Raw genomic sequence first — 22,683 nt, forward strand, 5'->3', positions numbered from 1 at the left:
ACACGGCACTCCGGTTCCCGCCGCCCCTCCACCCCCGAACGGGCGCACCCGCCAGACAGCGGCAACCGCGGCCGATCGATGGTTCCGTGACGGCGATGTCCCGTTTTCCCTCCCCTGTTTGCGAATCTCGCGATCAACGGCTCAACGACCGGCATCCAGCCACCACATCGATCGACGACTGTCGCATTCACGACTTCCATTGTCCGTTACCGTCTCGGTTTCAGGTTTCGAGTGAGTTCTGCCGCCGTTGCACCGGCAAGAGCAGGTGTCTCGACGGAGAAGGGACCGGAGACGTTGAATAGGACGGCTGGGCGGCGGAGGCGCTCGAGGGCCTGCGTGATGTTCCGGAGGGCGCTGGCCACCTGCTGCTCTTGCCCGTAGGTGTCTCGCTCGAGGGTACCGATGGCGATGGATATCTTCGCGCAGATGTCGGCGGTCGTGCGTCCTTCGATGTCGAACCCGTTCAGTGCCTTCTTGTCCACTTTCTCTGGGACGAGGCCCTGGGCTATGGTGCCGCCCGCGTCCAATACCAGCGCCGCGGTGAGCCCGATCCCGGTGGTGAAGGCACCGAGGGTGGTGCCGGCCGCGACTGCCGCGATAGTGGCCCACTTGGCGATGTCCGCTTTCTGGTCCGCGGCGAGATTCTGAGTCGCAAAGATCGAGGCGTCGAGCAGGTCGATGATTGATTGGCGTCGCTGGATGTAGATGACCTTGTTGCAGGTGAGTTGCTCCTGAACCAACTGGGCAAGGTTGCGCTGGTTCGGGAGCACGCTCTGCAACGGGCTCACGAAATGATCGATGAAGTTGTCGGTGAACGCGCCCCGCCAGCCGGCGACCATTTCGGCGCGCACGTCGTTGACGCGTACGAGAGCAGGGTTGGTTCCGGTCCATTTCTCGGTGGCGTCGGCTTTTCCGTCGAACCAGCTCTGGATGGTTCCCAGCATCTCGATGGCTGGATTGACGTCGTCGGGGTCCGGGGTCAGAAAGGTTTCGAAGGTGGGTACGACCCAGTCGAAGTGATCGCCGATCCGGCCGCGGAAGGCCTCGACCTCTTGCAGGTACGTCTGTGTCCCGATCCGCAGCTCGGGGTGCCGCCGGACGACCTCGTCGTCGATGGCCCGCTCCCACGAGGCATAGTCTTCCAGCGTCTTCCGGATCAACGCGTCGCGAAGCCGGGCGGCCTTGCCTGTCAGCGCCGTCCTGAAGGTGGTCCCGACGAGGTGTGCCGGGGTCGTCGCCGTGCTGGGCATGGAAACCTCGCATTCGCCTGTCGAAAGGTGGCCGATCAGTAGGTGCCGTAAGGCGAGCCGGGGTAGTCGGTGGACCACGGCGCCGGTGGGTTGGTGACCGGGTCGTCCGGGTTGAGGTTGGCCGGATCGCGGAGATAGTCGTCCAGGAGCTCGGCGTTGCTCAGGTCGGTCTCCTCGAAAGCGTGAGCAACCTTCATCACGCCTTCGGCGGTGTCGAGGATCGTCGTGCCGAGCTGCTCCATCATGAGTTGCATCTCGACGCGCAGGTCCTCCCAGGCCGCGCCGACCGAGCTGGTCATGAAGCTCGACCCGGGATAGGCGGCCTCGTTGGCCCGGAACGCCCGGCTGGTGCTGCTGCCGGCGTTGCCCCCGAGTAGCCGGTTGGCGTCGTAGAAGACGTCAGCGATCCGCGGCAGGTGAACCTGGGCGACACGCCAGAGCACGTACAGGTCTCCGCCGGTCACATCGTCAGCCATGACTCACTCCGTCCCGAGTCTCTCGGTGCGCTGGTGACTGCCGCCGCCGCACCCTCCAGACCATGGCGAGGATCGCAAGGATCAGAACCGCCATGCCCGAGGCGAGGTACGGCCATGTCCGGATGGGGGCCGGTTCCGGTGCGTCGTTCGCGATCGGGTCGACGTGAACCGCCAGGACTTGATTGGCGGCGTTGTCGACCACGTAGACGGGGCCTTGCGGAGCCGCCGCGGCCGCCACCCAGAGAATCGGCTGCTGCGTGTCGGCGAACGTCGTGACGACATCGACCCGCTGGTCGGGTGTCAGCCGGCGGATCACGCGCCTGGGCTGATCGACGAGGTAAATGCCGTCATCGCCGGCGGAGACCGTCGTGACGATGCCGATATCGCCGGCGACCGGTTCCAGGGACTCCCCGGTGACCCGGAGCAGGTTTCCGGCGCTGCTGATCCACAGACTTCCTTCGGCATCGACCGTGATGCCGGTGACGGGGCCGATCGGAGTCTCCGTGGCCGGCCCTTCCGCCGTCGTCACCGCACTGCCCACTCCCCCCGCGGCCACACGCACCGAACCGTCCGGAGACACCGCGATGATCTGAAAGTTCGTACGATCAGCGATGTAAAGGGTGCCGTCCGGAGCGACCGCCAACCCACTCGGAGCACCCATCGGTGACGACAGTTTCCCGTCACCCGTGCTCTCGTCAGCGCGCACCGAGATGATTCCGTCGGGTGCGAGGGCGTACACCCGAATCGTACCGCCGTCGGCGATGAACACCGTCCCGTCCCGGCCGACCGCGATATCGTTGGGGAAAGCGAGCGGCATGTCCGTTGCCTTCATGCCAGCCTTCGGTTCCGGTGCTCGCGCGCCGTCCCGCCCGGTCCCCGCGACCGTGCGGACAGTGCCGTCCCTGGTGATCGATCGCACCACGTGGTTGCCGCTGTCGCTGACATAGACGGTGCCGTCCGGCCCGACCGCGACTCCGGTCGGGTTGTCCATCGGGGTCTGGGAAGCTGGAACGTCGTCCCTCGCGACGCCTCGCTCCCCGCTGCCGGCCACCACAGCGATGCCCGTCTCCGCCGAAGCAGCGGGGGACAGCGCAGCCTTCGATGGCGACGCCAGAACGCCGATGATCACTGCGACGGCCACCGGCACTGTAGCTGGATTGCTGAGCCTCATGCTCTATCGATACGCCAGCATCCATTGATCTGGTTCACGAGGTCGATTCGATGACACAAGGAGTGAATATCCGGGCGAACCCCGCTGACCGGTGCTCGCGCCTACGCGGTTGAACCCTTCGCGCTGACCTCATGGCGCGATCGGGAAACGCCGGAACGGTCCGCGGGCATGACTGAGCACTCACTTACCGACCGGGCAGCCGAGAACCACGCCGCCGCAGTCGCCTTCCGTACCGAGGTGGACCGCATGGCGGCCGTCGGCCACGAAGCCTTCCCCGCCCTCGATTCCCGCACCAGGAGCCGCCGACGCCGTGTGCCCCACGTCCGCTACGGGCGGCGCGACCGGCAGCTTCGGCCTCGGGACGGCTGGCACGCGAAGGCCGCGAGCACCTTGGAACGCCGTAGCCAGGCCCTCCGGGGTGACGGCTGATAGGCGGGCAGAACGCCTTCGTTGATCATGCGGTAGATGACGTGTTCCGAAACGCCTGCCAGGTCAGCCGGTTAGCGGAACGACACGGTGCCGCCGCTGACGTCGTCGTCGCCGGCGATCGCCATGAACGGGATCTTCGTGATCAGCGAGTCCATCTCATCGTCGTCACCAGCGAAGGAAGAGACCCTGGCCAGCAAGTGATGTGACCGTCATCACGGCAACCCTTGGGGCGGCTTGCGAATGCCCCGACCCACGATGAGGAAATGCCGCGCGGGCATCTCGCCAGGAGAAATACATGGTGGGCGATACTGGGATCGAACCAGTGACCTCTTCCGTGTCAAGGAAGCGCGCTCCCGCTGCGCCAATCGCCCCGCACAAACTTGCGAGGTGGAGACGGGATTTGAACCCGTGTACACGGCTTTGCAGGCCGTTGCCTCGCCTCTCGGCCACTCCACCGAGGCGGCCGATGCAAGGATCAGCAACAGCCTTCTCCGAGCGGAAGACGGGATTCGAACCCGCGACCCTCACCTTGGCAAGGTGATGCGCTACCACTGCGCCACTTCCGCTTGTCCGCTCCGGGTTTCCCCGGCGACGGAAGAAACATTAGCCGAGCCTCCCGCCGGATGCCAAAGCACCCCCCGACTTCCGCGTTCCGCCGCAGGTCAGAGCCCTAATCGGGGGGCAGCAGGCGGCGGATCTCGGCGATCAGCTCGGCCTGGAACGCGGCGACGCTGCCGTCGGCCACGCCCACCCGATAGTCGGGGCCGGTCGCCGGGTCCTCCGAGCGGGCCAGGCTGCGGAGTCCGGCCGTGCCGTCGGCGTGACCGGCCGCGTAGGCGGCGAGTGCGTCTTCCATCGGGGTCTGTTCGAACACGGGCGTCAATCTCGCACGCCGGCGGTTCGGCGGAGTACCGGCCGGTCGTCGCGCGTTCGCGGCCGAAAGGTCAAAAGCCTAAAGACCGCGGCCGTACGGGTATCCGCCCCGTTGACAGAGGTTTCCTCACCGGGGCACAGAGTCCGCACAACCGGACTGAACACGATGGTCTTCGCCGATCTGTCAAGGAGCCACGATGACGACGAACGACCAGCTCACCACTGTTTCCCCGGCGAATGCCGTGGGAGTGGCCCAGGATCCGTGGGCGGCCGCCGGGGAGCCGGCCACGCAGAACGGCCCGGTGGCGGAGCCGATGACCGTCGCGACGCCGGTGGCCGGGAAGCCGAAGGTCGCCGGGAAGCCCAGGCTGGTGCTGATCGCCGCCGTCCTGGTCACCGCGATCGCCAGTTCGGGGATCACCGCGGCTGTCATGTCGGCGTTCGGCGGTGCCGGCGTGCCGACGGTCAGCACCCAGGAGGGCGCCACCCGGCAGGGCGGTCCGGGCGGTGGCTTCGGCGGCGGCCCGGATGGCGGCGGAACGCCGGGCGGCGGGATGGGCGGTGGCCCCGGCGGCCGGCAGCAGGACTCGACGGGAACGAACGAGGGCACCGGCGAGGGCACGAACCAGGGTGATCAGGGCACCGGGCAGGACACGGATCAGAACGCCCGGCAGGACACGACCGGGACCTGACGACCCGGCGGGGCGGGACGGGGGCCCGCCGGGACCGCTGCGCCGGACGGGACACCGGGAAGAGTGAGCCGAGCCATCGTGGCCCGTTTGGGTAAGCCGACCGCCGCCGGCGCCGATAGAAGGCCCATGACCCACGCCCCGGCCTCTGAGCAGCGGACTCCGATCGAGTTCTGGCTGCATCTCGGTCTCAACGCGGTTCTGCTCGCGGTCCTGCTGACCGGGCCGGGCTGGACGGCCGGCCCGGCCCTCGGCCTGTGTCTGCTGCTGGGGCTGGTGGCGATCCATCGGGGGCCGTATCTGAACCGGCCGTCGGACGAGGCGCCGTGGCGGTACATCCGCTACGCCTCGTGGGTCTTCATCGTGTGCAGTGTGCTGCGGCTGGTCCGGGAGGCCGGTGGGCTGCCCGGCCGGCTGGAGCTGCTGCCCGATCTGCTGACCGTCCCGGCGTACATCTGGGTGGGTCTCTGTTTCTCGGTCATGCTGCGCCGCCGGCGGGCCGCGGAGGACGACACGGCGTGGGTGGACGCGCTGCTGATGGGGCTGGGTACGGCGTTCCTGACCTGGACGCTGTTGATCGCCCCGAACCTGGACCAGGAGCTCAGCGCCTCGCAGATGATCAACGCGCTGTTCCCGGTGGTCGATGTGATCATCCTGGTGCTGGGTGCCCGGCTGCTGCTGACCAGCGGTTCCCGGCAGCCGTCACTGTGGATGATGGTGCTGGCGGTGGGGGCGCTGTTCACCGGTGACATGTTCTATTCGCTGCGCTGGGCGCTGCGGGTGGATCTGCCCGAGGTGATGGTCGACGTCTTCCTGATGCTGATGTTCGCGCTGCTGACCGGCGCCTCGCTGCATCCGTCGATGCGCACGCTGACCGAGCCGCAGCGGGTGGTGGTGCGGAATCTGAGCAGTGGGCGGACCGTGATGATCGGTGTCATGGTGGTCTTCCCGGTGGCGCTGACCTCGCTGATGCCGCCGGGCACGTTGGCCGGCAACGTCGTCCGGGCGGTGTTGTGCGTGTGCCTGATCCTGACCGTGCTGACCCGGGTGATCCGGTCGAACAACTCGCGGGCCCGGGCGGAGCGGATCAGCCGGCGCCGGGTCACCCATGACACGCTCACCGATCTGCCGACCCGGGAGCTGCTCACCGAGACGGTGACTGGCTGGACCGCCCGCGCGGACCGGGACCGGGTCGAGGTGGGGCTGCTCTTCGTCGACCTCGACCGGTTCAAGATGATCAACGACAACTGGGGTCACCCGGTCGGGGACGAGCTGCTCCGGGCGGTCGCCGAGCGGCTCACCGAGCAGGTCCGCGCGGAGGACGTGGTGAGCCGGGTGGGCGGGGACGAGTTCCTGATCGCGGTGGCCGGGCCGGCTCACGAGCGGCTGGCCGAGACGCTCGCCGAGCGGCTGCTGATCGCCTTCACCAGGCCGTTCTCGCTGTCCATCGGCGATGTGGTCACCTCGGTGTCGATCGGGGTGGCGAAGTCGGTGGGTGGCGCCGGGGCGCTGGAGCTGATCCGGGACGCGGACACCGCGATGTACAAGGCGAAGAGCAACGGCCGCAACGTGTACGCCGTCTTCGACTCCTCGATGCACGCCCAGGTGCAGGGGCGGGTGCGGCTGGAGCAGGCGCTGCGCGGCGCGGTGGAGCGGGGTGAGCTGGCCGCGCACTTCCAGCCGATCATCGACATCCAGTCCGGGGAGCTGGACGGGTTCGAGGCGCTGATGCGATGGCATTCGCCGGAGCTGGGTTTCGTGTCGCCGGTCGAGTTCATCCCGATCGCCGAGGAGACCGGCATGATCGAGGAGATGGGGGCGTGGCTGCTGCGTGAGTCGGTGCGGCAGCTCGGTGAGTGGACGGCGCAACGCGGTCCGGGTACCCGTCCGCTGCACGTGTCGGTGAACGTGGCGGTACGCCAGCTCCGGGACGGCTCCCTGGTCCGGCTGGTGGACGAGGCGCTGCGCGAGCACGATCTGCCGCCGTCCGCGCTGTGGCTGGAGATCACCGAGTCCGGGGTGATGGAGGACCTGGAGACCGCGCTGCTCACCCTGAACGCCCTGCGGACCATGGGCGTCACCCTGTGCATCGACGACTTCGGCACCGGCTACTCCTCGCTGAGCTACCTGAACCGGCTGCCGGTCGGCATCGTGAAGATCGACCGCTCGTTCGTGTCGGACGTCGGCGAGAACGGCGCCAACGAGCCGATCGTGCGCGCCGTCCTGGCGATGACGAAGGCGATGGGTCACCGGGTGGTGGCCGAGGGGGTGGAGACCGAGGTGCAGCGGGACTGGCTCCGCGAGCAGGGCTGCGACCTGGTGCAGGGCTGGTTCTACGGCAAGGCGGACCTGCCGGCCAACCTGACCGGCTGGATCGAACAGCGTTCGCCGGCGCTGACGGTGGGATCGACATAGACGGTTACCGTTCCCGCCCCTAGGCTGTCCCGGCGCGTTGTCGGTTCCCAGGGGGTGTGGTGCGCTTCCGGCTGCTCGGCCCGGTGGAGGCCTCCGAGGAGGGCCGGGCCGTCGCGCTGGGCGCGCTCAAGCAGCGGCATCTGCTGGCCGCGCTGCTCTTCGACGGCGGTCACCCGGTCACCTTCGAGACCCTGATCGACAGGCTGTGGGGTGAGGAGCCACCGGCCGACGCGCGCGGGGCCCTCTACGGCTATGTGGCCCGCCTGCGCCGGGTGGTCAGGGACAGCACCGGGGTCACCCTGGTCCGCTGGTCGGGTGGCTACACGCTGCAGGTCCCGGACGGCTCGGTGGACCTGTTCCGGTTCCGGGAGCTGCTGGAGTCGGCCCGGGACGCGGAGCCGGGGCGGCGGCTCACCGATCTGGACGAGGCGCTCGCGCTGTGGCGGGGTGAGGCGCTGGCCGGGCTGCCCGGCGCGTGGGCCGAGCGCACCCGGGCGAGCCTGCGGCAGCACCGGCTGGTGGCGCTGGCCGACTGGGCGGCGGCCGCGATGTCCCGGGGCCGGCACGCCGAGGCCGCGGACCGGCTGGCCGGCGCGCTGTCCCAGGAGCCGTTGAGTGAGCCCCTGATCGCGGCGCTGATGCGGGCGCTGCACGGCTCCGGCCGTACCGCCGAGGCACTTGATCTGTTCGCCCGCAGCCGCGGCCGGATCGTCGAGGAACTGGGCGCCGAACCCGGGCCGCTGGTCCGTGAGGCGCACACCAGCGTGTTGCGGGAACCGGCCGTCGCGGTCCGGGCGAACCGGCCCTTCCTGCTGCCGCCGGATCTGCCCGACTACACCGGTTTCGAGCAGCGGGTGGCCGGGGCGGTGGCGGTGCTGCGGTCCGGATCCGGCAGTCCGGTCCTGGTCGTCTCCGGGCCGGGCGGGGCCGGTAAGACGGCGTTCGCGGTGCACGTGGCGCACGCGGTCCGGGAGCGGTACCCGGACGGGGTGCTCTTCCTCAACGTGGGCGGCGCCGACCCGCTGGAACCGGCCGAGGCGCTGAGCCGGCTGCTGCGGATGCTCGGTGTCACCGACGCGGACACGCTGGGCAGCGCCGACCTGCGGGAGCGGGAGTCGCGCTACCGCGCCGAGCTGGTCGGGCGCCGGCTGCTGGTGCTGATCGACGATGCGGTGGGCGCCCGGCAGATCCACCCGTTCCTGCCCGGTGACGCCGGGTCGGCACTGTTGGTGACCAGCCGCAACCGGCTGGTCACGCTACCCGCGACGGACCGGGTGGAGCTGGGGATGATGTCCGGCGCCGAGGCCCGGGCGCTGCTCACCCGGGTGATCGGCGCCGAGCGGGCCGGCGCCGATCCGCGGCAGACCGCCCGGCTGATCGGGCTCTGCGCCCGGCTGCCGCTGGCGGTGCGGGTGGCCGCGGCCCGGCTGGCAGCCCGTCCACACTGGTCGGTCGCCCAGCTCGCCGACCGGCTGGACGACGAGCGGCGGCGCCTGGACGAGCTGGCGGTGGACGATCTGGAGGTGCGGGCCGGGCTGGCGGTCGGCTACCGCGGCCTGAGCGGGCGGGCCCGGGACGCGTTCCGGGCGCTCGGCTGCCTGGACCCGCCGGTGGTGACCGCGCTGACCGTGGCCGCGCTGCTCGGCACCACCCTGGACGAGGCCGACGACCTGGTCGAGGAGATCACCGACGCGCGGCTGCTCGACGTGGTCGGCACCGACCGGCAGCGCACCCGCTACCAGATGCACGACCTGGTCCGGCTCTACGCCGGGGAGGTGGCCCGCGCCGACCCGGGCGCCGTCCGCGACACCGTCACCGGTGGCCTGTCCGCGCTGCTCCGGCTGGTCGAGCAGCTGGCCCACCAGCTGCCGGTGGCCACCCCGCGGCTCTACCATCCGGAGGGCCTGCCGGAACCGGCGGCGCACTGGTCGGCCAGCGTGGCCCGGGTCGATCTGCGGCACTGGTTCGACGCCGAGGAGCCGGCCCTGATCGCCGCCGTGGAACGGGCCGCCGACCTGGATCTGGTCGCCCCGGCGTGCGGCCTCGCCGACGCCCTGGTGTTCGCCTCGTTCGCGGCGCGCAACAACTTCGACGGCTGGGAGCGCACGCACACCGCGGCGAGCGCCGCCGCCCGCCGGGCCGGGGACCGGCTGGCCGAGGCCGCCATGGAGTGCGGTATCGGCCAGCTCCGGTACGCCCAGGACCGGTTCCCCGACTCGCGCCGGCACTTCTCCCGGGCGGCCGGGTTGTTCGAGGCGGCCGGCCACGACCGGGGGCAGGCGGTGGCCCTGAACGGGCTCGGCACGGTCGGCCGGGAGCTGGGCGAGCACACCGTCGCGATCCCCCAGATCAACCGGGCGCTGCGGATGCTGGACCGGCTCGGCGACGAGGCCGGGGTGGCGCACGCCCACTACAGCCTCGGTTTCGCGCACCGGGAGCTGGGTGACGACGAGACCGCGCTCGGGCACCTGGCCGCCGCCCTGGACCGGTACCGGCGGCTCGGGCACCGGCGCGGCGAGCTGATCGCGATCCGGGGCGTGGGCCTGGTGCACCGGGCCCGCGGTGAACTCGCCGAGGCCGCCGAACACTGCGCGGCGGCGCACACCATCGCCACCGGCATCGGCGACACCCATCTGGCCGCGTACACCGCGCAGGCGCTGGCCAAGGTGTGGATCCGGCAGGGCCGGCCGGAGCGCGGGCGGGATCAGCTGCGGGCGGCGCTCGCGGTCACCACCGGCCGGCGGGACGGGCACGGGACGGCGCTCGTCACCCGTACCCTCGGTGAGCTGCATCTGGCCGCCGGCCGCCTGGATGAGGCCACCGGGCTGCTGGAGTCGGCCGCCGAGCAGTGGCGGGCCATCGGCATGCGGCTGCCGCGGGCCCGCACGCTGCGGGATCTCGGCGCGGCCCGGTCCGCGGACGGCGACCATCCGGCGGCGCACCGGCACTGGGCCGAGGCCGACGAGACCTTCCACCTGCTCGGGGTCCGCGAGAGCGGCGAGCTCACCGGATGGCGTGCCGATCACGGCTGCTCCTGCCCGGCCTCGGTGGTCCGCGGCGCGCGCAGCACGTTGCCGGCGGCCGGCTCCGGGCCGGACCAGCGCCGGGCGGCCGGCTCACCGAACAACCCCGGATAGCCGGTCGCGTCGTCCAGCCCGGACGGCAGGTGCGGGATCCCCCCTTGCGTTTCGATCCCGCACCTCCCAGCACACCGCTCCCGGCCAGCCTGGCACCGGCGCCTACCAACTTTCTGGCACGTTTCTGTCAGCCCGGTTCGCCGAGCCGGCGGAGCCGGGTGCGGGCCCGGCGTTCGGAGCGGTCGAGCAGCCGCGGGTGGAGCCGGAAGCCGGGTGCGGTGACCGCCCGCCACCACATCGCCGTCTCCTGGGCCGGGCACCGAAACACCCCTGAAACCCTTCCGGGGGTACGGCCGGCGGCCCCACGAGGATCGGGTCGTTCGATGTCGTCCGCGCGAGGCCGGCGGCACCCCGGACCGTCCGGCGACCGCCGGGCGAATGCGGTGGTCACCGCGTGGTCATTTCCGGTGCGGATCGCACCGGAAATGACCACGCGGGTCTAGCGGACCCCGGCGACCACTGTGGAGACCTGTGTGCCGGAGAGTGTTCCGCCGGTGTAGAGGCCGCCGCCGACCGCCGTGCCGGAGACCGATCCGCCGGTGCGTACCGCGTAGGTGGTGCCCCGGGTGATCTGGCTGGAGCTGAAGACCACCTGCCGGAACGCCTTGGCCGACTGGTAGGTGGCGATCTGTGTGCCCGACGTGGTGGCCAGGTGCACGATCGTGCCGGCCGCCTGGTTGGCGCCGAAGGTGACCGACACCCAGCCCTGCCCGGAGGTGGGCAGGGTGCTGGTGCCGGCGCTGATCCCGGCGGACAGCACGGTGCCGCCGGTGATGGTCAGGGCGCCGTTGGAGTCCAGGCCGCCCTCGCCGCCGCCGCGGCTGGCCGAACCGGTGACTATCACCGAACCGCCGCTGAGGGTGAGCGCGCCGTTGGAGTCCAGCCCGTCGGTGCCGCCGTTCACCGCGACGGTCCCGCCGGAGACCCTGATCGTTTCGTATCGATGAATTTCGATGCAACTCTAAGCGTCACCAGCGCGCCTGAACCTCAAAGCTCCCTCGGAACCGGCTATGCGCGGGCTATGCGCTCTACGGTTCTACGTAATTACGTTATAGTTGACGAGTGAGCGACGACGATCGACTGACCGCACTGGAGGCCCGGGTGGCCGCCCTGGAGGGCCGCGCCTCCGGGTCCACCAGCCCCGACCCGACCGCGTTCTGGGCACTGGAGGGCCTGCTGGAGCGGGTCGAGGACCCGGGCGCCGTGATGATCACCGGGCACGTGACACTGCCCGACGAGCGGGTCGCCCACTGGCAGGAGAGCGCCGGCACCGGCGACCTGCTGGACGCCGACTGGTCCGAGCACGTCGCCACCCTGGCCGCCCTGGCCCACCCGGCCCGCATCCGCCTGCTCCAGGAGACGCTGCGCGGCGCCCGCACCGCCGCCGACCTCACCCGGATCGACGGCATGGGCACCAGCGGGCAGGTCTACCACCACCTGCGCCAACTCGTCGCGGCCGGCTGGCTGCACACCACCGGTGGCGGCCGCTACGAGGTGCCCGCCACCCGCATCGTCCCCCTGCTGACCACACTCCTGGGAGCCCGCCGATGAAACGCGCCATCGCCCGCCACCAGACCCTCTGGCTGCGGCTCTTCATCATCACTGTGATCGTCACGGTGGTCATGCCGTACTCCATCCCGCTGCTGCTGGACCTGCTGATCTCGGTCGTGCCGCTGGCCCTGGCGTTCGTCCGGGCGCCCCGCTCCAAGTCCGGGCCGGTCGAGCTGGCCCCGCCGGTGCGGGGCCGCTGGGTCGCGGTCAACAGCCCGGGCACCGTCGTCCCCAGTCATGGCATCCGGGCGTACGGCCAGACCTATGCCGTTGATCTGATCATGCCCTCCGCCGAGGCCCCGGCGAAGATCGGCTGGTCGCCGCGCACCCGGCCGCCCGAGTCGTTCGTCAGCTTCGGTGTCCCGGTGCTGGCCATGGCGGCCGGGCGGGTGGTCCGGGCCACCGACTCCCAGCGCGACCACGGGTCCCGGGACACCTGGCCGTCGCTGATCTGGATGACGGTGGTCGAGGCGCTGATCCGGGAGCTGGCCGGGGTCGACCGGATCCTCGGCAACCACGTGATCGTCGAGCACGAGGACGGCACCTTCGCGGCGTACGCCCATCTGCGTCACTCGTCGCTGAAGGTGTCCGTGGGTGATCAGGTGGCCGAGGGGCAGCAGCTGGCCGAGGTCGGCAACACCGGCAACACCTCCGAGCCGCACCTGCACGTCCAGCTGATGGACAGCCCGCACCTGACCGCGGCGGCGGGCATCCCGATGCTGTGGCCGGCCATCGAGCCGGAGGCGGAGAAGGATCCCCGCTGGAGCACCGGCGAGCCGAAACCGACAGCGGTGGCCGGTTTCCCGGAGAACGGCCGGGTCTTCGAGGCCACCGAGGTGACCACCGGGTGACGGACCGCGGCTGAATTGCCCGGGAATGGCGAGGGCAGCGCTAGGAGAATGCCAGGGGAATCCCATGCCGGAATATGTTCATTTCGGTGGGCTACAGTGCGCCTTCGCCATTTCAGGAATACGAGGACGGGTGCGGCGTGGGCTGGTTCGAAGCAGCGATTCTGGGGCTGGTCCAGGGCTTGACCGAGTTTCTTCCGATCTCGTCGAGCGCGCACATCCGGGTGGTCTCGGCTTTCGCCGGCTGGCCCGATCCGGGCGCCACCTTCACCGCGATCACCCAGCTCGGCACCGAGGCCGCGGTGCTCATCTATTTCCGGAAAGACATCGTCCGGATCGTCCGGGCCTGGACCCGTTCCCTGTTCCAGCCGGAGTCGCGTAAGGACCCGGACGCCAGACTCGGGTGGTACGTCATTCTCGGCACCATTCCGATCGCCGTTCTCGGTCTGCTGCTCCAGGACACCATTGCCGGCGCGTTCCGGGATCTGCGGCTGACCGCGCTGATGCTGATCGGTTTCGCGCTGATCCTGGCGTTCGCCGACCGGGCGGCCACCAACCGCCGTTCACTGCCCGATCTGGGCGCCCGGGGTGCCCTGGTCTTCGGTCTGGCCCAGGCGTTCGCGCTGATCCCCGGGGTGTCCCGGTCGGGCAGCACGATCGCCGCCGGCCTGCTGATGGACTTCCGCCGCGAGGAGGCCGCCCGCTACTCGTTCCTGCTGGCCATCCCGGCCGTGCTGGCCTCCGGCGGCCTGGAACTGACCAAGATCAGCGAGTCGGGCCCGGTCGGCCTGGGCGCGACAGCGGTGGCCACGATCGTGTCGTTCGGTGTCGGCTACGTGGTGATCGCCTGGCTGATGCGCTACCTGACGACCAACCGGTTCACACCGTTCATCGTCTACCGGATCGCGCTGGGGGTGCTGCTGCTGATCCTGGTGGCCACCGGCGTCCTGGAACCGGACGCCGGTGTCACCCACTAGGAACCCACTAGGTCAGGGCGGGCAGGATCACGGTCTGAACGGCGGTGGTGTTGCCGGCCCGGTCGGTGGCGGTGAACTCCAGGGTCTGTGGCTCGTCGCGCAGCGTCCGGGTGAACGCCTCCTGGAAGACACCCCAGAACGTCTCGGCGGTACGCCACTGGATGCGGTCCACACCGGACACCTCATCGGCCGCGACCAGGGTCACCTCGACGCTGCGGCCCAGCGACCGGACCCGGGCCGACGCCGTGGGCGGGGCGGTGTCCACGTCGACCTCGCGGGAGACGTGCACGGTGCGCCCGGTCACGTCGGTGGCCCGCGCGCGCAGCCGGTGCCGGCCGTCCGCGGGAAGTGTGACCGCGCCGTCGAGGGGTGTCCACGCGTCGCCGGCGAGGGAGATCTCCACCGTCGCGACGCCGGGTCCCGGTGAGACCACGGTGACGGTGGCCGACGGCAGCGAGGTGTACCAGCCGGACGACGCCCGTTCCCCGGTCACGTCGATCCGGATCACCGGGGCGGCGGACTCGGCGCCGGCGTCCGCCGGAAGCGCCCAGACGACCTGGTCGCCCTGGATCGTCACCCCGTCCCCGTCGCTGCGGACCCGGCCGGTCCGGGTGACGCCGTCGCCGGCCAGGGTGCTCGCCGACGCGGCGAGCAGTACCGCCTCGGCTTCCGCCCGGCTGAGCAGACCGTTCCTGGCCGCCTGCCCGGCGTGCCGGTGGACGGCCTGGTAGAACTCCTCGACGCCCGGATATCCGCCGTCGGCCCAGAGCGCGCCGAGGAACGACCAGCCGTCCTGGTCGCGGCGGTTCGGCACGCCCGGGTCGCTGCCGTGGAACACGATGTCCGCGTCGTCCAGCCGCAGGTAGGCGTGGTACCGGTGGGCACCGCCGGACCAGGCCGGTTCGAAGGTGTGCCCGAGCACGGTGACCAGGTCGCCGTTCACGGTGAACCCGTCGATGCCACCGTCCAGCAGCCGGGCGCCGGCCGGGGCCACCGCGAGTGTGGTGGTGGCGTCGTCGCGGGCCAGCAGCACCGTCGGGCCGTGTTCCAGGCTGGCCAGCGCCGGGTCGTCCGGGGTCGGCACGAGCCGCAGCGGCATCGGCAGGCTCAGCGTGACGGTGTCCCCGGCCCGCCAGTCCCGCTCGATCGTCACGAAGCCCCGCTCGCCGGCCGTGACCCGCCGGGGCGAGCCGTTGAGCTGCACCACCGCCCGGTCCCGGGCCCACGGCGGGATCCGCAGGTGCAGGGCGACCCGGGCGGTGAACCCGATCGTCAGGGTGATCTCGCCGTCCCGTGGGTAGCGGGTGTCCAGCAGCACCTCACCGTCGACGTCCGCCCAGGTCAGGCGGGACGGCACGTACTGGAGGACGTAGAGTTCGCCGGGGGTCGCGTACCAGGCGGATTCCTGGTGTTTGACGTGGCTCTCCAGGCCGGTGCCGCCGCAGCAGGTGCCGACGTTGTCGTATTCGCGGACCGCGCCCGGGTCGACCGGGTACATGTAGACGACTTCGGGGCTGACGTCCGAGCCGACGTCGGCGCGGGAGCCGACCATGTGGTTGAGCGACGCGCGCTCGGCGTAGTCGGCGTACCTCACGTCCCGGGTGTGCGAGAACAGGCCCCGGGCGATCTTCAGCAGGTTGTAGGTGGCACAGGACTCGGCGTTGCGGCGGCCGATGAAGCGGGCCACCGCCCCGGCCGGGCCCCACAGCTCGCCCTCGCCGGTGCCGCCGTGGGCGAAGGTGCGCCCGGGGACGATCTGCTCCCACAGGTTCAGCACCGCGTCCAGGTACCGCCGCTCGCCGGTGACCTCGTACTGGGCGATGTGCCCGACCAGCATCGGCAGGTGCTGGTTGGCGTGCATGCCGTCCAGCACGTCGTGCCCGTCTACCGCGCCGGCCAGCCAGGTGTCCATCTCGAAGGCCGCGGCGGCGTCCAGGAACGTCCGCTCGCCGGTGATCCGGTGCAGGGTGGTCAGGCTCTCGTTCATGCCGCCGTATTCGCCGGCGATGTAGAGCGACCACATCCGCTGCCGCTGGACCCGGTCGACGGCCAGGATGCTGCGCGCCGCCCAGTGGCCCATCGCGGTCACCACGTCGAGGGCCTGCTTGTTGCCGGTGTGCTGGTAGGCGTCCAGCAGCCCGGCCATGATCTTGTGGCAGGTGTACCAGGGTGCCCAGATCTCGCCGTAGGGGGCGAGATCCTCCAGGCGGGTGAACTGCCATTCGCCGTACGCGGCCAGGAAGCCCGGATGACTGAACCGCCCGGTGGCGGCGAGCGCCTGCTGCACCTCGGCCAGCCCGGCGACCATCTCATCCGATTTGTCACGAAAAACCGAGGAGCCGGTGGAGGCGTACGCCATCGCCAGCATCGACAGGAAGTGCCCCGCGTAGTGCCCCCGGAGCAGCGACGACGTCTGCGCGACACCAGCACCCGGATAGTCCGATCCGGACCACGGCTGTTCCTCGGGGTGCCCGAAGTCCTCCCAGTTGCCCGGCGGCAGCGCACCCCGGGTGTCCAGCCCCGCGTTGGCCCGGAACACCGCCAGCACCCGGTCCACCGGGTACACCCGGGCCAGGTGCAGCATCTGCTCCTGAGCCCGGGAGTGCACGCCGTCGTGCAACCGGACGTCGCTCAACGGAAAGAAGGTCATCGCGCCGCCCACTGCTCCAGGCCGGCCGCGTCGATCGGCAGCGCCCCGGACAGCACCTCGTGGCCGGTTCCGGTGACCAGCAGGTCGTCCTCGATCCGGACGCCGATCCCGCGCAGCTCCGGCGGGACGGTCTCGTCGTGGGCGTGGAAGTACAGGCCCGGCTCGACCGTGAGCACCATGCCCTCACGCAGTTCGGCGCCGTGGTAGTCCTCGTACACCGAGGAGCCGCAGTCGTGCACGTCGAGTCCCAGGTGGTGGCCGACGCCGCAGACGATGTACCGGCGGTGCTGCTGCCCGGCCGGGGCGAGCGCCTCGTCCACCGAGACGCCGAGCAGCCCCCAGTCGGCCAGGCCCTGGGCCAGCACCTCCATCGAGGCGAAGTGGAAGTCCGAGTACTGGGCGCCGGGCCGCACCTGGGCCATGCCGGCCCGGTGCGAGGCCTCGACCAGGTCGTGCACCCGGCGCTGGTCGGGGGTGAATCCGCCGCCGACCGGGATGGTCCGGGTGACGTCGGCGGTGTAGAGCGATCGCGCCTCCACACCCATGTCCAGCAGCAGCGTCTCGCCGGGCAGGATCGGCCCGTCGCAGCGCACCCAGTGCAGGATCGGGGCGTGCGGACCGGAGCCGACGATGGTGCTGTAGCCGGGCCCGTTGCCGAAGGTGCGGGCGTACCTGTCGAAGGTGCCCTGCAGCCACCGCTCGCCGAGGCCGTCGCCGACCGCGCGGGGAACCTCGTCGGCGACCGCGGCGAAGCCGGCCACGGTGGCGTCGATCGCCGACCGCATCTGGGTGATCTCCCAGTCGTCCTTGATCATGCGCAGGTCGGAGACCACCTTGGCGCCGGTGACGAACGAGGCCGGTTCGGTGTACGACTCCCGGGCCCGGACCGGCAGGTCCAGTGCCGACGACCAGTCGTCCAGTCCGGCCGACGGGCCCACCCACAGTTCGCCGTACGCGGCGCTGGCGAAGAAGTTCCGCTCGCCGGGCCGGGCCGGCGGGGGCATGTAGAGCACCGCGTCGTGGCCACCGGCCCGCGGGGTCATCACCAGGATCGAGCCCTCGACCTGGCAGGAGGTGGCCCAGACGAAGTCGCTGTCGGCCCGGAACGCGTAGTCGGCGTCGCCGTTGCGGTTCTTCGCGACCCCGGCGGACAGCACGATCGTCTCGCCCGGCAGCGCGGCGCTGAGCCGGGCCCGGTGGTCGGCGGCGGCCTTGGCGGCCTCGGCGTCCACCGGGGCGGGCACCGCGCGGGTGGCCCAGCCCTGTCCGATGGCGGCCAGGAATCCGGGGCTGTCGTCGGCCAGCCGGGGCGGCTTGGTTCCGGCCCAGGCCGGGCGGGGCTGCGTCATCGTCGTTCTCCTCCTCGATCGCGGACCATCTCGCGCAGGTGGGTGAAGACCCGTCCACTGCCGATGCCGTCGTGCTCGAACTCGCTGGTCACCCAGGCCCGGCTGTTGCCGAGACGGGCGAGGGTGTCGCGTTGCAGTCCCTCGTCGACGAACACGTCATCGAAGTAGACCGCGGCGGCCAGCGGGACGTCGTTGTCCGCCAGCCGCCGGGTGTCGTAGAGCGGAGTCCAGGTCCGCAGTTCGGCCAGTTCCGCCATCGCGGCGGCGAACGGCCGCAGCGCGGTGATCTCCTGGAACATCCACGGGAAGGCCATCTCGGTGGTGAACAGCAGCGGCCGCCGGTCGGTGCCGAACTCCGGCCGGCGGTCGCGTTCGCGCTGCGCGGCCCAGCGGAACGGCCCGTTGGCGCCGTCGCCGTAGATGGTCTCCTGCAAGGTCCAGAACAGCGGGTTGCCCGCGTTCGACGTCTTCGTCAGCACGGTCTCCAGGAACGCGCCGGTCAGCTGCCCGCGCGGGGTGAACGCCTCGGAGACCAGCCAGTGCAGGCGCAGGTGGCCGGGCCCGAACCCGAGGTCGTTGCCGAGGGTCTGGAACCGGCGCACCGACAGCGGCGATCCGTCCGGCAGCAGCACGTCACCGGCGGCGAGCCGGTCGGCGATCGCCGACACCGCCGCCACGTCCTGCGGGTATCGGTCGTAGAAGTCGGCGGTCTTGGCGGCGGCCCGGGTGAAGGTGCGCCGATAGACCTGGTCCGGGTCGGGTGGCAGGCCGGGGATGCCGCCGCAGACGTAGCAGGCGGTCAGCGCCTCCGGCGCGACCGAGAGGTAGGTGAGGGTCAGCCATCCCCCGAAACTCTGGGCCAGCGTCGCCCATTTCTTGGCCCCGTAGTGGGTACGCCGGACATGCTCCAGGTCCCGCACGATCGAGTCGGCCCGGAACTTGAGCAGGTAGGCGGCCGCTTCCGCGCCGGTCGGGAACTCGGCGATCACCGAGCCGTCGACGGGTGTGCTGCGCCCGGTGCCCCGCTGGTCCACCATCACCACCCGGTAGTCCGGCAGCGCCTCGGCGATCCACCCGTCCACGCCGAGCGGCCGCGGGTTGGCGCCGCCCGGCCCGCCCTGCAGATAGGTGAGCAGCGGCAGGTCGTCATGCCGGCGTTCCGGGTCGGACAGTTCGCGGACGAAGACCTCGATGGTCCCGGCCGTCTCGTCGGCCCAGTCCAGCGGGACCGGCACGGTGAACTCCCGGACCCACGCGCCCGGGATCGGGTATTCGATCATCGGGCCGCCGCCTTCGCCCGTCGTGCGGCCTCCCACTCGGGGCGGATCCGCGGGACCGCGGCGAGCAGCTTGCGGGTGTACTCGTGCTGCGGATCGCCGAACACCACGTCCCGTTCGCCGGACTCGACCACCCGGCCGGCCGTCATCACCGCGACCGAGGTGGCGATCTGCCGGACCACGGCCAGGTCGTGGGCGATGAACAGGCAGCCGAAGCCCTCCTCGGCCTGGAGGTCGCGCAGCAGGTTGATGATCTGCGCCTGCACCGACACGTCCAGGGCGGAGACCGCCTCGTCGCAGACCAGCACCCGGGGGCCGACGGCCAGGGCGCGGGCGATGCCGATCCGCTGGGCCTGCCCGCCGGAGAACTGGGCCGGGTAGCGGCTGACCCACTCGGGTTTGAGGCCGACCCGTTCCAGCAGCGACTGGGCGAACGTCCGGGAGCCGCCGGGAATCTCCCGCTTCTGGTAGAGCAGTGGCGCGGTGACGATGCGTTCCACGGTGTGCCGTGGGTTCAGCGACGAGAACGGATCCTGGAACACCACCTGCACGGTCCGGCGTACCCCGGCGAGGTCTTTGCCTTTGAGTCCGGTGACGTCCTGGCCGTCCAGCTGGATGGTGCCGGAGGTGACGTCGATGAGGCGGGCGGCCAGGCGCGCGGTGGTCGACTTGCCGGAGCCGGACTCGCCGACCAGGGCCAGGGTCTCGCCGGCGTGCAGGTCGAAGGAGACGCCGTCGACGGCGGTGAACAGCTTCGCCGGCCGGAACAGCCCGGCGGTGCCCGCCACCGGGAACTGTTTGACCAGGTCGCGGGCGCTGAGCAGGAGTTCGCCGGTCATGCCTCACCTCCGAGGGTGCGCAGGTCGCCGATCTCGTCGTCGATCCGCGGCACCGCGTCGAGCAGCGCCTGGGTGTACGGGTGCCGCGGGTCCGAGAAGATCTGCTCGGTCGAGCCGGTCTCCACCACGTCGCCGTAGCGCATCACCACCACCGTGTCGGCGACCTCGCTGACCACCGCCAGGTCGTGGGTGATCATGATGAGGGCGGCGCCGGTGTCCCGTTGTACCTCGGCCAGAAGTTCGAGGATCTGAGCCTGCACGGTGACGTCCAGGGCGGTGGTCGGCTCGTCCGCGATGATCAGCTCGGGTTCGGTGCTGAGCGCCATCGCGATCATCACCCGCTGCCGCATGCCGCCGGAGAACTGGTGCGGGTAGTCGTCGACGCGCCGCCCGGCCTCCTTGATGTGCACCCGTTCCATCGCCTCGATCGCCACCTTGCGGGCGGCCCGGCGGCTCACCCCGGAGCGGTGCGACCGGTACGCCTCGGCGATCTGGGTGCCGACGGTGTAGTACGGGTTCAGCGACGACAGCGGGTCCTGGAAGATCATCGCGATCCGGTCGCCGCGGATCGCCCGCATCCGGCGTTCGGACAGGGTGCACAGGTCGGTGCCGTCGAAGACGATGCTGCCGGTGCGCAGCGCGCCCTTGGGCAGCAGGTCCATCACGGCCAGGCTGGTCATCGACTTGCCCGAGCCGGATTCGCCGACGATGCCGAGCGAGCCGCCCTTCGGCAGTTCGAAGCCGAGCCCGTCGACCACGGTGACGTCGCCGAACTTGACGGTCAGGTCGTTCACACGCAGCAGGCTCATGTCGTCGCTCCCGCCCGGACCCGCGGGTCGATCGCCGAGTAGAGGAGGTCGACCACCATGTTGCCGACCACCACGAAGAACGCGGCCAGCAGCGTGACCGCCATGATCACCGGCTGGTCGTTCTTGGTGATCGAGTCGGCGGCCAGTTTGCCGACGCCGTTGATGCCGAACACCGTCTCGGTGATCAGCGCGCCACCGAGCAGGCCGGCGAAGTCCATCCCGGCGATGGTGACGATCGGGGTGAGCGCCGGGCGCAGCGCGTGCCGCCGCCACACCAGGTCCGGGCGCAGGCCCTTGGCCCGGGCGGTCCGCACGAAGTTCTCGCTCAGCGTGTCGATCACGTTGGCCCGGGTGAGCCGGGTGTACGAGGAGGCGTACCCGATGGCCAGCACCGTCCACGGCAGGATGAAGTTGAGGAACCACTGCCCCGGGTCGTCGGCGAACGGCACCGCCTGCGGGAACGGCAGCCACTGCAACTGGACGACGAAGACGTACTGCAGAGCGAGGGCGAGCACGTAGTTCGGCACCGACATGCCGCCGAGGGTCAGCGAGGTGATGAACCGGTCCGCGAACCGGCCCTCGCGGACCGCGCTGACCAGGCCGCCGATCACGCCGGCCAGCAGCCAGAGCACCGCCGCGCCGATGGCGACCACGGCGGTCACCGGCAGGCGCTGCACGATCATGTCGGTGACCAACTGCGAACTCTGGAACGAGTAGCCCAGGCAGGGCGCCGAGCAGTGCACCGAACCGTAGTCGCGGCTGAGGAACAGCCCTTCGAGGAACTGGAGGAACTGCACCGGGAACGGATTGTCCAGGCCGAGGTTCGCCCGGATCTGGTCGATGCGCTCCGGGGTGCAGGTCTTGCCACAGATCTGCACGGCCGGATCCGGCGACAGCAGGAAGAAGACCATGTAGGTGAAGAGGCACACCATGAACAGGACGAGGAGCATCCCGAGCACACGGTGTACGAGATATCGGGTCATGTCACCGGCCTCCGGGATCGACGGCCGACCTGACACGGTCACCGAGGACCATGAAGGAGAGCACCAGCAGCGCCAGGAACGTGCCCGGCACCAGGAAATAGGTGGGGACGACGGAGTACCAGCCGACCGAGCTGGAGATCATCTGCCCCCAGGACGGGGTGGGCGGCACCACGCCGACACCGAGGAAGGAGAGCCCCGCCTCGGTGCCGATGTAGCCGGGCACCGCCAGGGTGACCATCACCAGGATGGTGGAGCGCAGGTTCGGCAGGATCTCGGTGAAGACCAGCCGGGTCCGGGAGGCGCCGGAGGCCAGGGCGGCCTCGACGAACTCGCGTTGTTTCAGTGACATGGTCTGCGCCCGCACGATCCGGGCCAGGTACGGCCAGCCGAACACCGAGATGACCAGCACCAGGAGGTACTGCCGGTTGTCGGCGGGCAGCGCGGAGAGCACCGCGATCATGAAGATGAGGGCGGGGAACGCCATCAGGAACTCCATGAGCCGCGAGATCAGCATGTCGGTCCGTCCACCGAAGTATCCGGCGAGCAGGCCGAACACGACCCCGAGCACTGTCGTCAGCGCCGTCGCGCTGACCGCGATGAGCATCGAGGCGCGGGCGCCGTAGACGATCCGGGCGAAGATGTCCCGCCCGCTCTGCGGTTCCACGCCGAGCCAGTGCTCGGCGGACATGCCACCCCACGACCCGAGCGGGATGCCACCCAGGTTCGGGTCGATCGCGGTCTGATCGAAGTCGTACGGTCCCCAGCCGCTGACGCGGACGATGAGCGGCGCGAAGACCGCCATCAGGATGACGATGCCGATGTAGACGAGGCAGGCGATGGCCGCCGGATCGCGCAGCAGGACGTGCCAGACGCTGCGCCGGGGGTCCGTGGCCGCCACGAGATCGCCGGTCTCCGGTGATCCCGCGGCTTCCAGTTCGGTGGACGATATCGACACGGTCA

20 protein-coding genes and 3 tRNA genes are annotated in these 22,683 nt (G+C 70.7%); 6 read left to right on the top strand and 17 right to left on the bottom strand.

The genetic code is table 11. The annotated features are described in order from the left end of the window. Window positions 1-206: 206 nt before the first annotated feature. The 8 genes from ACQ0O7_RS19930 to ACQ0O7_RS19965 all read right to left on the bottom strand — a co-directional run bounded on the left by ACQ0O7_RS19930 (window position 207) and on the right by ACQ0O7_RS19965 (window position 4,182). A complete protein-coding gene (locus tag ACQ0O7_RS19930; RefSeq protein WP_430783635.1) occupies window positions 207-1,250 on the bottom strand; it encodes a hypothetical protein in 1,044 nt (347 codons plus the stop codon). A 35-nt stretch (window positions 1,251-1,285) separates the two neighbouring features. Further along, entirely contained in the window at window positions 1,286-1,726 is a 441-nt protein-coding gene (locus tag ACQ0O7_RS19935; RefSeq protein ID WP_430783636.1) for a hypothetical protein, read from the bottom strand. Beyond that, window positions 1,719-2,867: an SMP-30/gluconolactonase/LRE family protein gene (locus ACQ0O7_RS19940; RefSeq protein ID WP_430783637.1), complete on the bottom strand. Its 1,149-nt coding sequence runs from the start codon at window positions 2,865-2,867 to the stop codon at window positions 1,719-1,721. The genes ACQ0O7_RS19935 and ACQ0O7_RS19940 overlap by 8 nt, the downstream gene beginning before the upstream one ends. A gap of 530 nt (window positions 2,868-3,397) precedes the next feature. Continuing rightward, entirely contained in the window at window positions 3,398-3,523 is a 126-nt protein-coding gene (locus ACQ0O7_RS19945; protein ID WP_430784025.1) for a hypothetical protein, read from the bottom strand. 99 nt (window positions 3,524-3,622) lie between these two features. Further along, window positions 3,623-3,697, bottom strand: a tRNA-Val gene (locus ACQ0O7_RS19950). Between the two features lie 14 nt (window positions 3,698-3,711). Beyond that, a tRNA-Cys gene (locus tag ACQ0O7_RS19955) sits at window positions 3,712-3,782 on the bottom strand. Window positions 3,783-3,820: 38 nt separating this feature from the next. Continuing rightward, window positions 3,821-3,892, bottom strand: a tRNA-Gly gene (locus tag ACQ0O7_RS19960). Between the two features lie 104 nt (window positions 3,893-3,996). After that, window positions 3,997-4,182: a hypothetical protein gene (locus ACQ0O7_RS19965; RefSeq protein ID WP_430783638.1), complete on the bottom strand. Its 186-nt coding sequence runs from the start codon at window positions 4,180-4,182 to the stop codon at window positions 3,997-3,999. 214 nt (window positions 4,183-4,396) lie between these two features. Here ACQ0O7_RS19965 and ACQ0O7_RS19970 point away from each other — a divergent pair, with 214 nt between their 5' ends. The 3 genes from ACQ0O7_RS19970 (at window position 4,397) to ACQ0O7_RS19980 (ending at window position 10,440) form a co-directional block, all read left to right on the top strand. Next, a complete protein-coding gene (locus ACQ0O7_RS19970) occupies window positions 4,397-4,891 on the top strand; it encodes a hypothetical protein (protein ID WP_430783639.1) in 495 nt (164 codons plus the stop codon). A 126-nt stretch (window positions 4,892-5,017) separates the two neighbouring features. Beyond that, a complete protein-coding gene (locus tag ACQ0O7_RS19975) occupies window positions 5,018-7,303 on the top strand; it encodes a putative bifunctional diguanylate cyclase/phosphodiesterase (RefSeq protein WP_430783640.1) in 2,286 nt (761 codons plus the stop codon). A gap of 59 nt (window positions 7,304-7,362) precedes the next feature. After that, window positions 7,363-10,440 (top strand): BTAD domain-containing putative transcriptional regulator, encoded by a 3,078-nt coding sequence (locus tag ACQ0O7_RS19980; protein ID WP_430783641.1) that lies wholly within the window; start codon window positions 7,363-7,365, stop codon window positions 10,438-10,440. Between the two features lie 127 nt (window positions 10,441-10,567). Here ACQ0O7_RS19980 and ACQ0O7_RS19985 read toward each other — a convergent pair whose 3' ends face one another. Together ACQ0O7_RS19985 and ACQ0O7_RS19990 are read right to left on the bottom strand one after the other, a co-directional pair. After that, on the bottom strand, window positions 10,568-10,708 hold the full coding sequence (locus ACQ0O7_RS19985; protein WP_430783642.1) for a hypothetical protein: 141 nt from the start codon (window positions 10,706-10,708) through the stop codon (window positions 10,568-10,570). Window positions 10,709-10,879: 171 nt separating this feature from the next. After that, window positions 10,880-11,344: a hypothetical protein gene (locus ACQ0O7_RS19990; protein ID WP_430783643.1), complete on the bottom strand. Its 465-nt coding sequence runs from the start codon at window positions 11,342-11,344 to the stop codon at window positions 10,880-10,882. Between the two features lie 158 nt (window positions 11,345-11,502). Here ACQ0O7_RS19990 and ACQ0O7_RS19995 point away from each other — a divergent pair, with 158 nt between their 5' ends. The 3 genes from ACQ0O7_RS19995 (at window position 11,503) to ACQ0O7_RS20005 (ending at window position 13,816) form a co-directional block, all read left to right on the top strand. After that, on the top strand, window positions 11,503-11,991 hold the full coding sequence (locus tag ACQ0O7_RS19995) for an ArsR/SmtB family transcription factor (protein ID WP_430783644.1): 489 nt from the start codon (window positions 11,503-11,505) through the stop codon (window positions 11,989-11,991). Continuing rightward, window positions 11,988-12,842: a M23 family metallopeptidase gene (locus ACQ0O7_RS20000; protein ID WP_430783646.1), complete on the top strand. Its 855-nt coding sequence runs from the start codon at window positions 11,988-11,990 to the stop codon at window positions 12,840-12,842. Before ACQ0O7_RS19995 ends, ACQ0O7_RS20000 begins: the two co-directional genes overlap by 4 nt. A 137-nt stretch (window positions 12,843-12,979) precedes the next feature. Beyond that, window positions 12,980-13,816, top strand: coding sequence for an undecaprenyl-diphosphate phosphatase (locus tag ACQ0O7_RS20005; RefSeq protein ID WP_430783647.1), 837 nt, complete (start codon window positions 12,980-12,982; stop codon window positions 13,814-13,816). A gap of 7 nt (window positions 13,817-13,823) precedes the next feature. Here ACQ0O7_RS20005 and ACQ0O7_RS20010 read toward each other — a convergent pair whose 3' ends face one another. The 7 genes from ACQ0O7_RS20010 to ACQ0O7_RS20040 are packed head-to-tail and all read right to left on the bottom strand — an operon-like array spanning window position 13,824 to window position 22,678. Beyond that, window positions 13,824-16,466 carry a beta-L-arabinofuranosidase domain-containing protein gene (locus ACQ0O7_RS20010; protein WP_430783648.1) on the bottom strand — a complete coding sequence of 881 codons (2,643 nt, stop codon included), beginning with the start codon at window positions 16,464-16,466 and terminating at the stop codon, window positions 13,824-13,826. Then, entirely contained in the window at window positions 16,463-17,815 is a 1,353-nt protein-coding gene (locus ACQ0O7_RS20015) for an aminopeptidase P family protein (RefSeq protein WP_430783649.1), read from the bottom strand. Before ACQ0O7_RS20015 ends, ACQ0O7_RS20010 begins: the two co-directional genes overlap by 4 nt. Then, window positions 17,812-19,095: an alpha/beta fold hydrolase gene (locus ACQ0O7_RS20020; RefSeq protein ID WP_430783650.1), complete on the bottom strand. Its 1,284-nt coding sequence runs from the start codon at window positions 19,093-19,095 to the stop codon at window positions 17,812-17,814. The genes ACQ0O7_RS20015 and ACQ0O7_RS20020 overlap by 4 nt, the downstream gene beginning before the upstream one ends. Continuing rightward, window positions 19,092-19,931, bottom strand: a complete 840-nt coding sequence (locus ACQ0O7_RS20025) for an ATP-binding cassette domain-containing protein (RefSeq protein WP_430783651.1) — start codon at window positions 19,929-19,931, stop codon at window positions 19,092-19,094. The genes ACQ0O7_RS20020 and ACQ0O7_RS20025 overlap by 4 nt, the downstream gene beginning before the upstream one ends. Then, a complete protein-coding gene (locus tag ACQ0O7_RS20030; RefSeq protein WP_430783652.1) occupies window positions 19,928-20,740 on the bottom strand; it encodes an ABC transporter ATP-binding protein in 813 nt (270 codons plus the stop codon). The genes ACQ0O7_RS20025 and ACQ0O7_RS20030 overlap by 4 nt, the downstream gene beginning before the upstream one ends. After that, window positions 20,737-21,765: an ABC transporter permease gene (locus tag ACQ0O7_RS20035; RefSeq protein WP_430783653.1), complete on the bottom strand. Its 1,029-nt coding sequence runs from the start codon at window positions 21,763-21,765 to the stop codon at window positions 20,737-20,739. The genes ACQ0O7_RS20030 and ACQ0O7_RS20035 overlap by 4 nt, the downstream gene beginning before the upstream one ends. After that, window positions 21,725-22,678, bottom strand: coding sequence for an ABC transporter permease (locus ACQ0O7_RS20040; protein ID WP_430783654.1), 954 nt, complete (start codon window positions 22,676-22,678; stop codon window positions 21,725-21,727). Before ACQ0O7_RS20040 ends, ACQ0O7_RS20035 begins: the two co-directional genes overlap by 41 nt. Window positions 22,679-22,683 lie beyond the last annotated feature (5 nt).

The sequence above is a fragment of the Actinoplanes sp. G11-F43 genome, assembly GCF_050589265.1.
Classification (GTDB): domain Bacteria; phylum Actinomycetota; class Actinomycetes; order Mycobacteriales; family Micromonosporaceae; genus Actinoplanes.

Bases quoted from the DNA above. Each gene is read 5' to 3' on its own strand.
- ACQ0O7_RS19930 (WP_430783635.1), bottom strand. From the start codon at position 1,250: ATGCCCAGCACGGCGACGACCCCGGCACACCTCGTCGGGACCACCTTC.
- ACQ0O7_RS19935 (WP_430783636.1), bottom strand. From the start codon at position 1,726: ATGGCTGACGATGTGACCGGCGGAGACCTGTACGTGCTCTGGCGTGTC.
- ACQ0O7_RS19965 (WP_430783638.1), bottom strand. From the start codon at position 4,182: ATGGAAGACGCACTCGCCGCCTACGCGGCCGGTCACGCCGACGGCACG.
- ACQ0O7_RS19970 (WP_430783639.1), top strand. From the start codon at position 4,397: ATGACGACGAACGACCAGCTCACCACTGTTTCCCCGGCGAATGCCGTG.
- ACQ0O7_RS19975 (WP_430783640.1), top strand. From the start codon at position 5,018: ATGACCCACGCCCCGGCCTCTGAGCAGCGGACTCCGATCGAGTTCTGG.
- ACQ0O7_RS20000 (WP_430783646.1), top strand. From the start codon at position 11,988: ATGAAACGCGCCATCGCCCGCCACCAGACCCTCTGGCTGCGGCTCTTC.
- ACQ0O7_RS20010 (WP_430783648.1), bottom strand. From the start codon at position 16,466: ATGACCTTCTTTCCGTTGAGCGACGTCCGGTTGCACGACGGCGTGCAC.
- ACQ0O7_RS20015 (WP_430783649.1), bottom strand. From the start codon at position 17,815: ATGACGCAGCCCCGCCCGGCCTGGGCCGGAACCAAGCCGCCCCGGCTG.
- ACQ0O7_RS20020 (WP_430783650.1), bottom strand. From the start codon at position 19,095: ATGATCGAATACCCGATCCCGGGCGCGTGGGTCCGGGAGTTCACCGTG.
- ACQ0O7_RS20025 (WP_430783651.1), bottom strand. From the start codon at position 19,931: ATGACCGGCGAACTCCTGCTCAGCGCCCGCGACCTGGTCAAACAGTTC.
- ACQ0O7_RS20030 (WP_430783652.1), bottom strand. From the start codon at position 20,740: ATGAGCCTGCTGCGTGTGAACGACCTGACCGTCAAGTTCGGCGACGTC.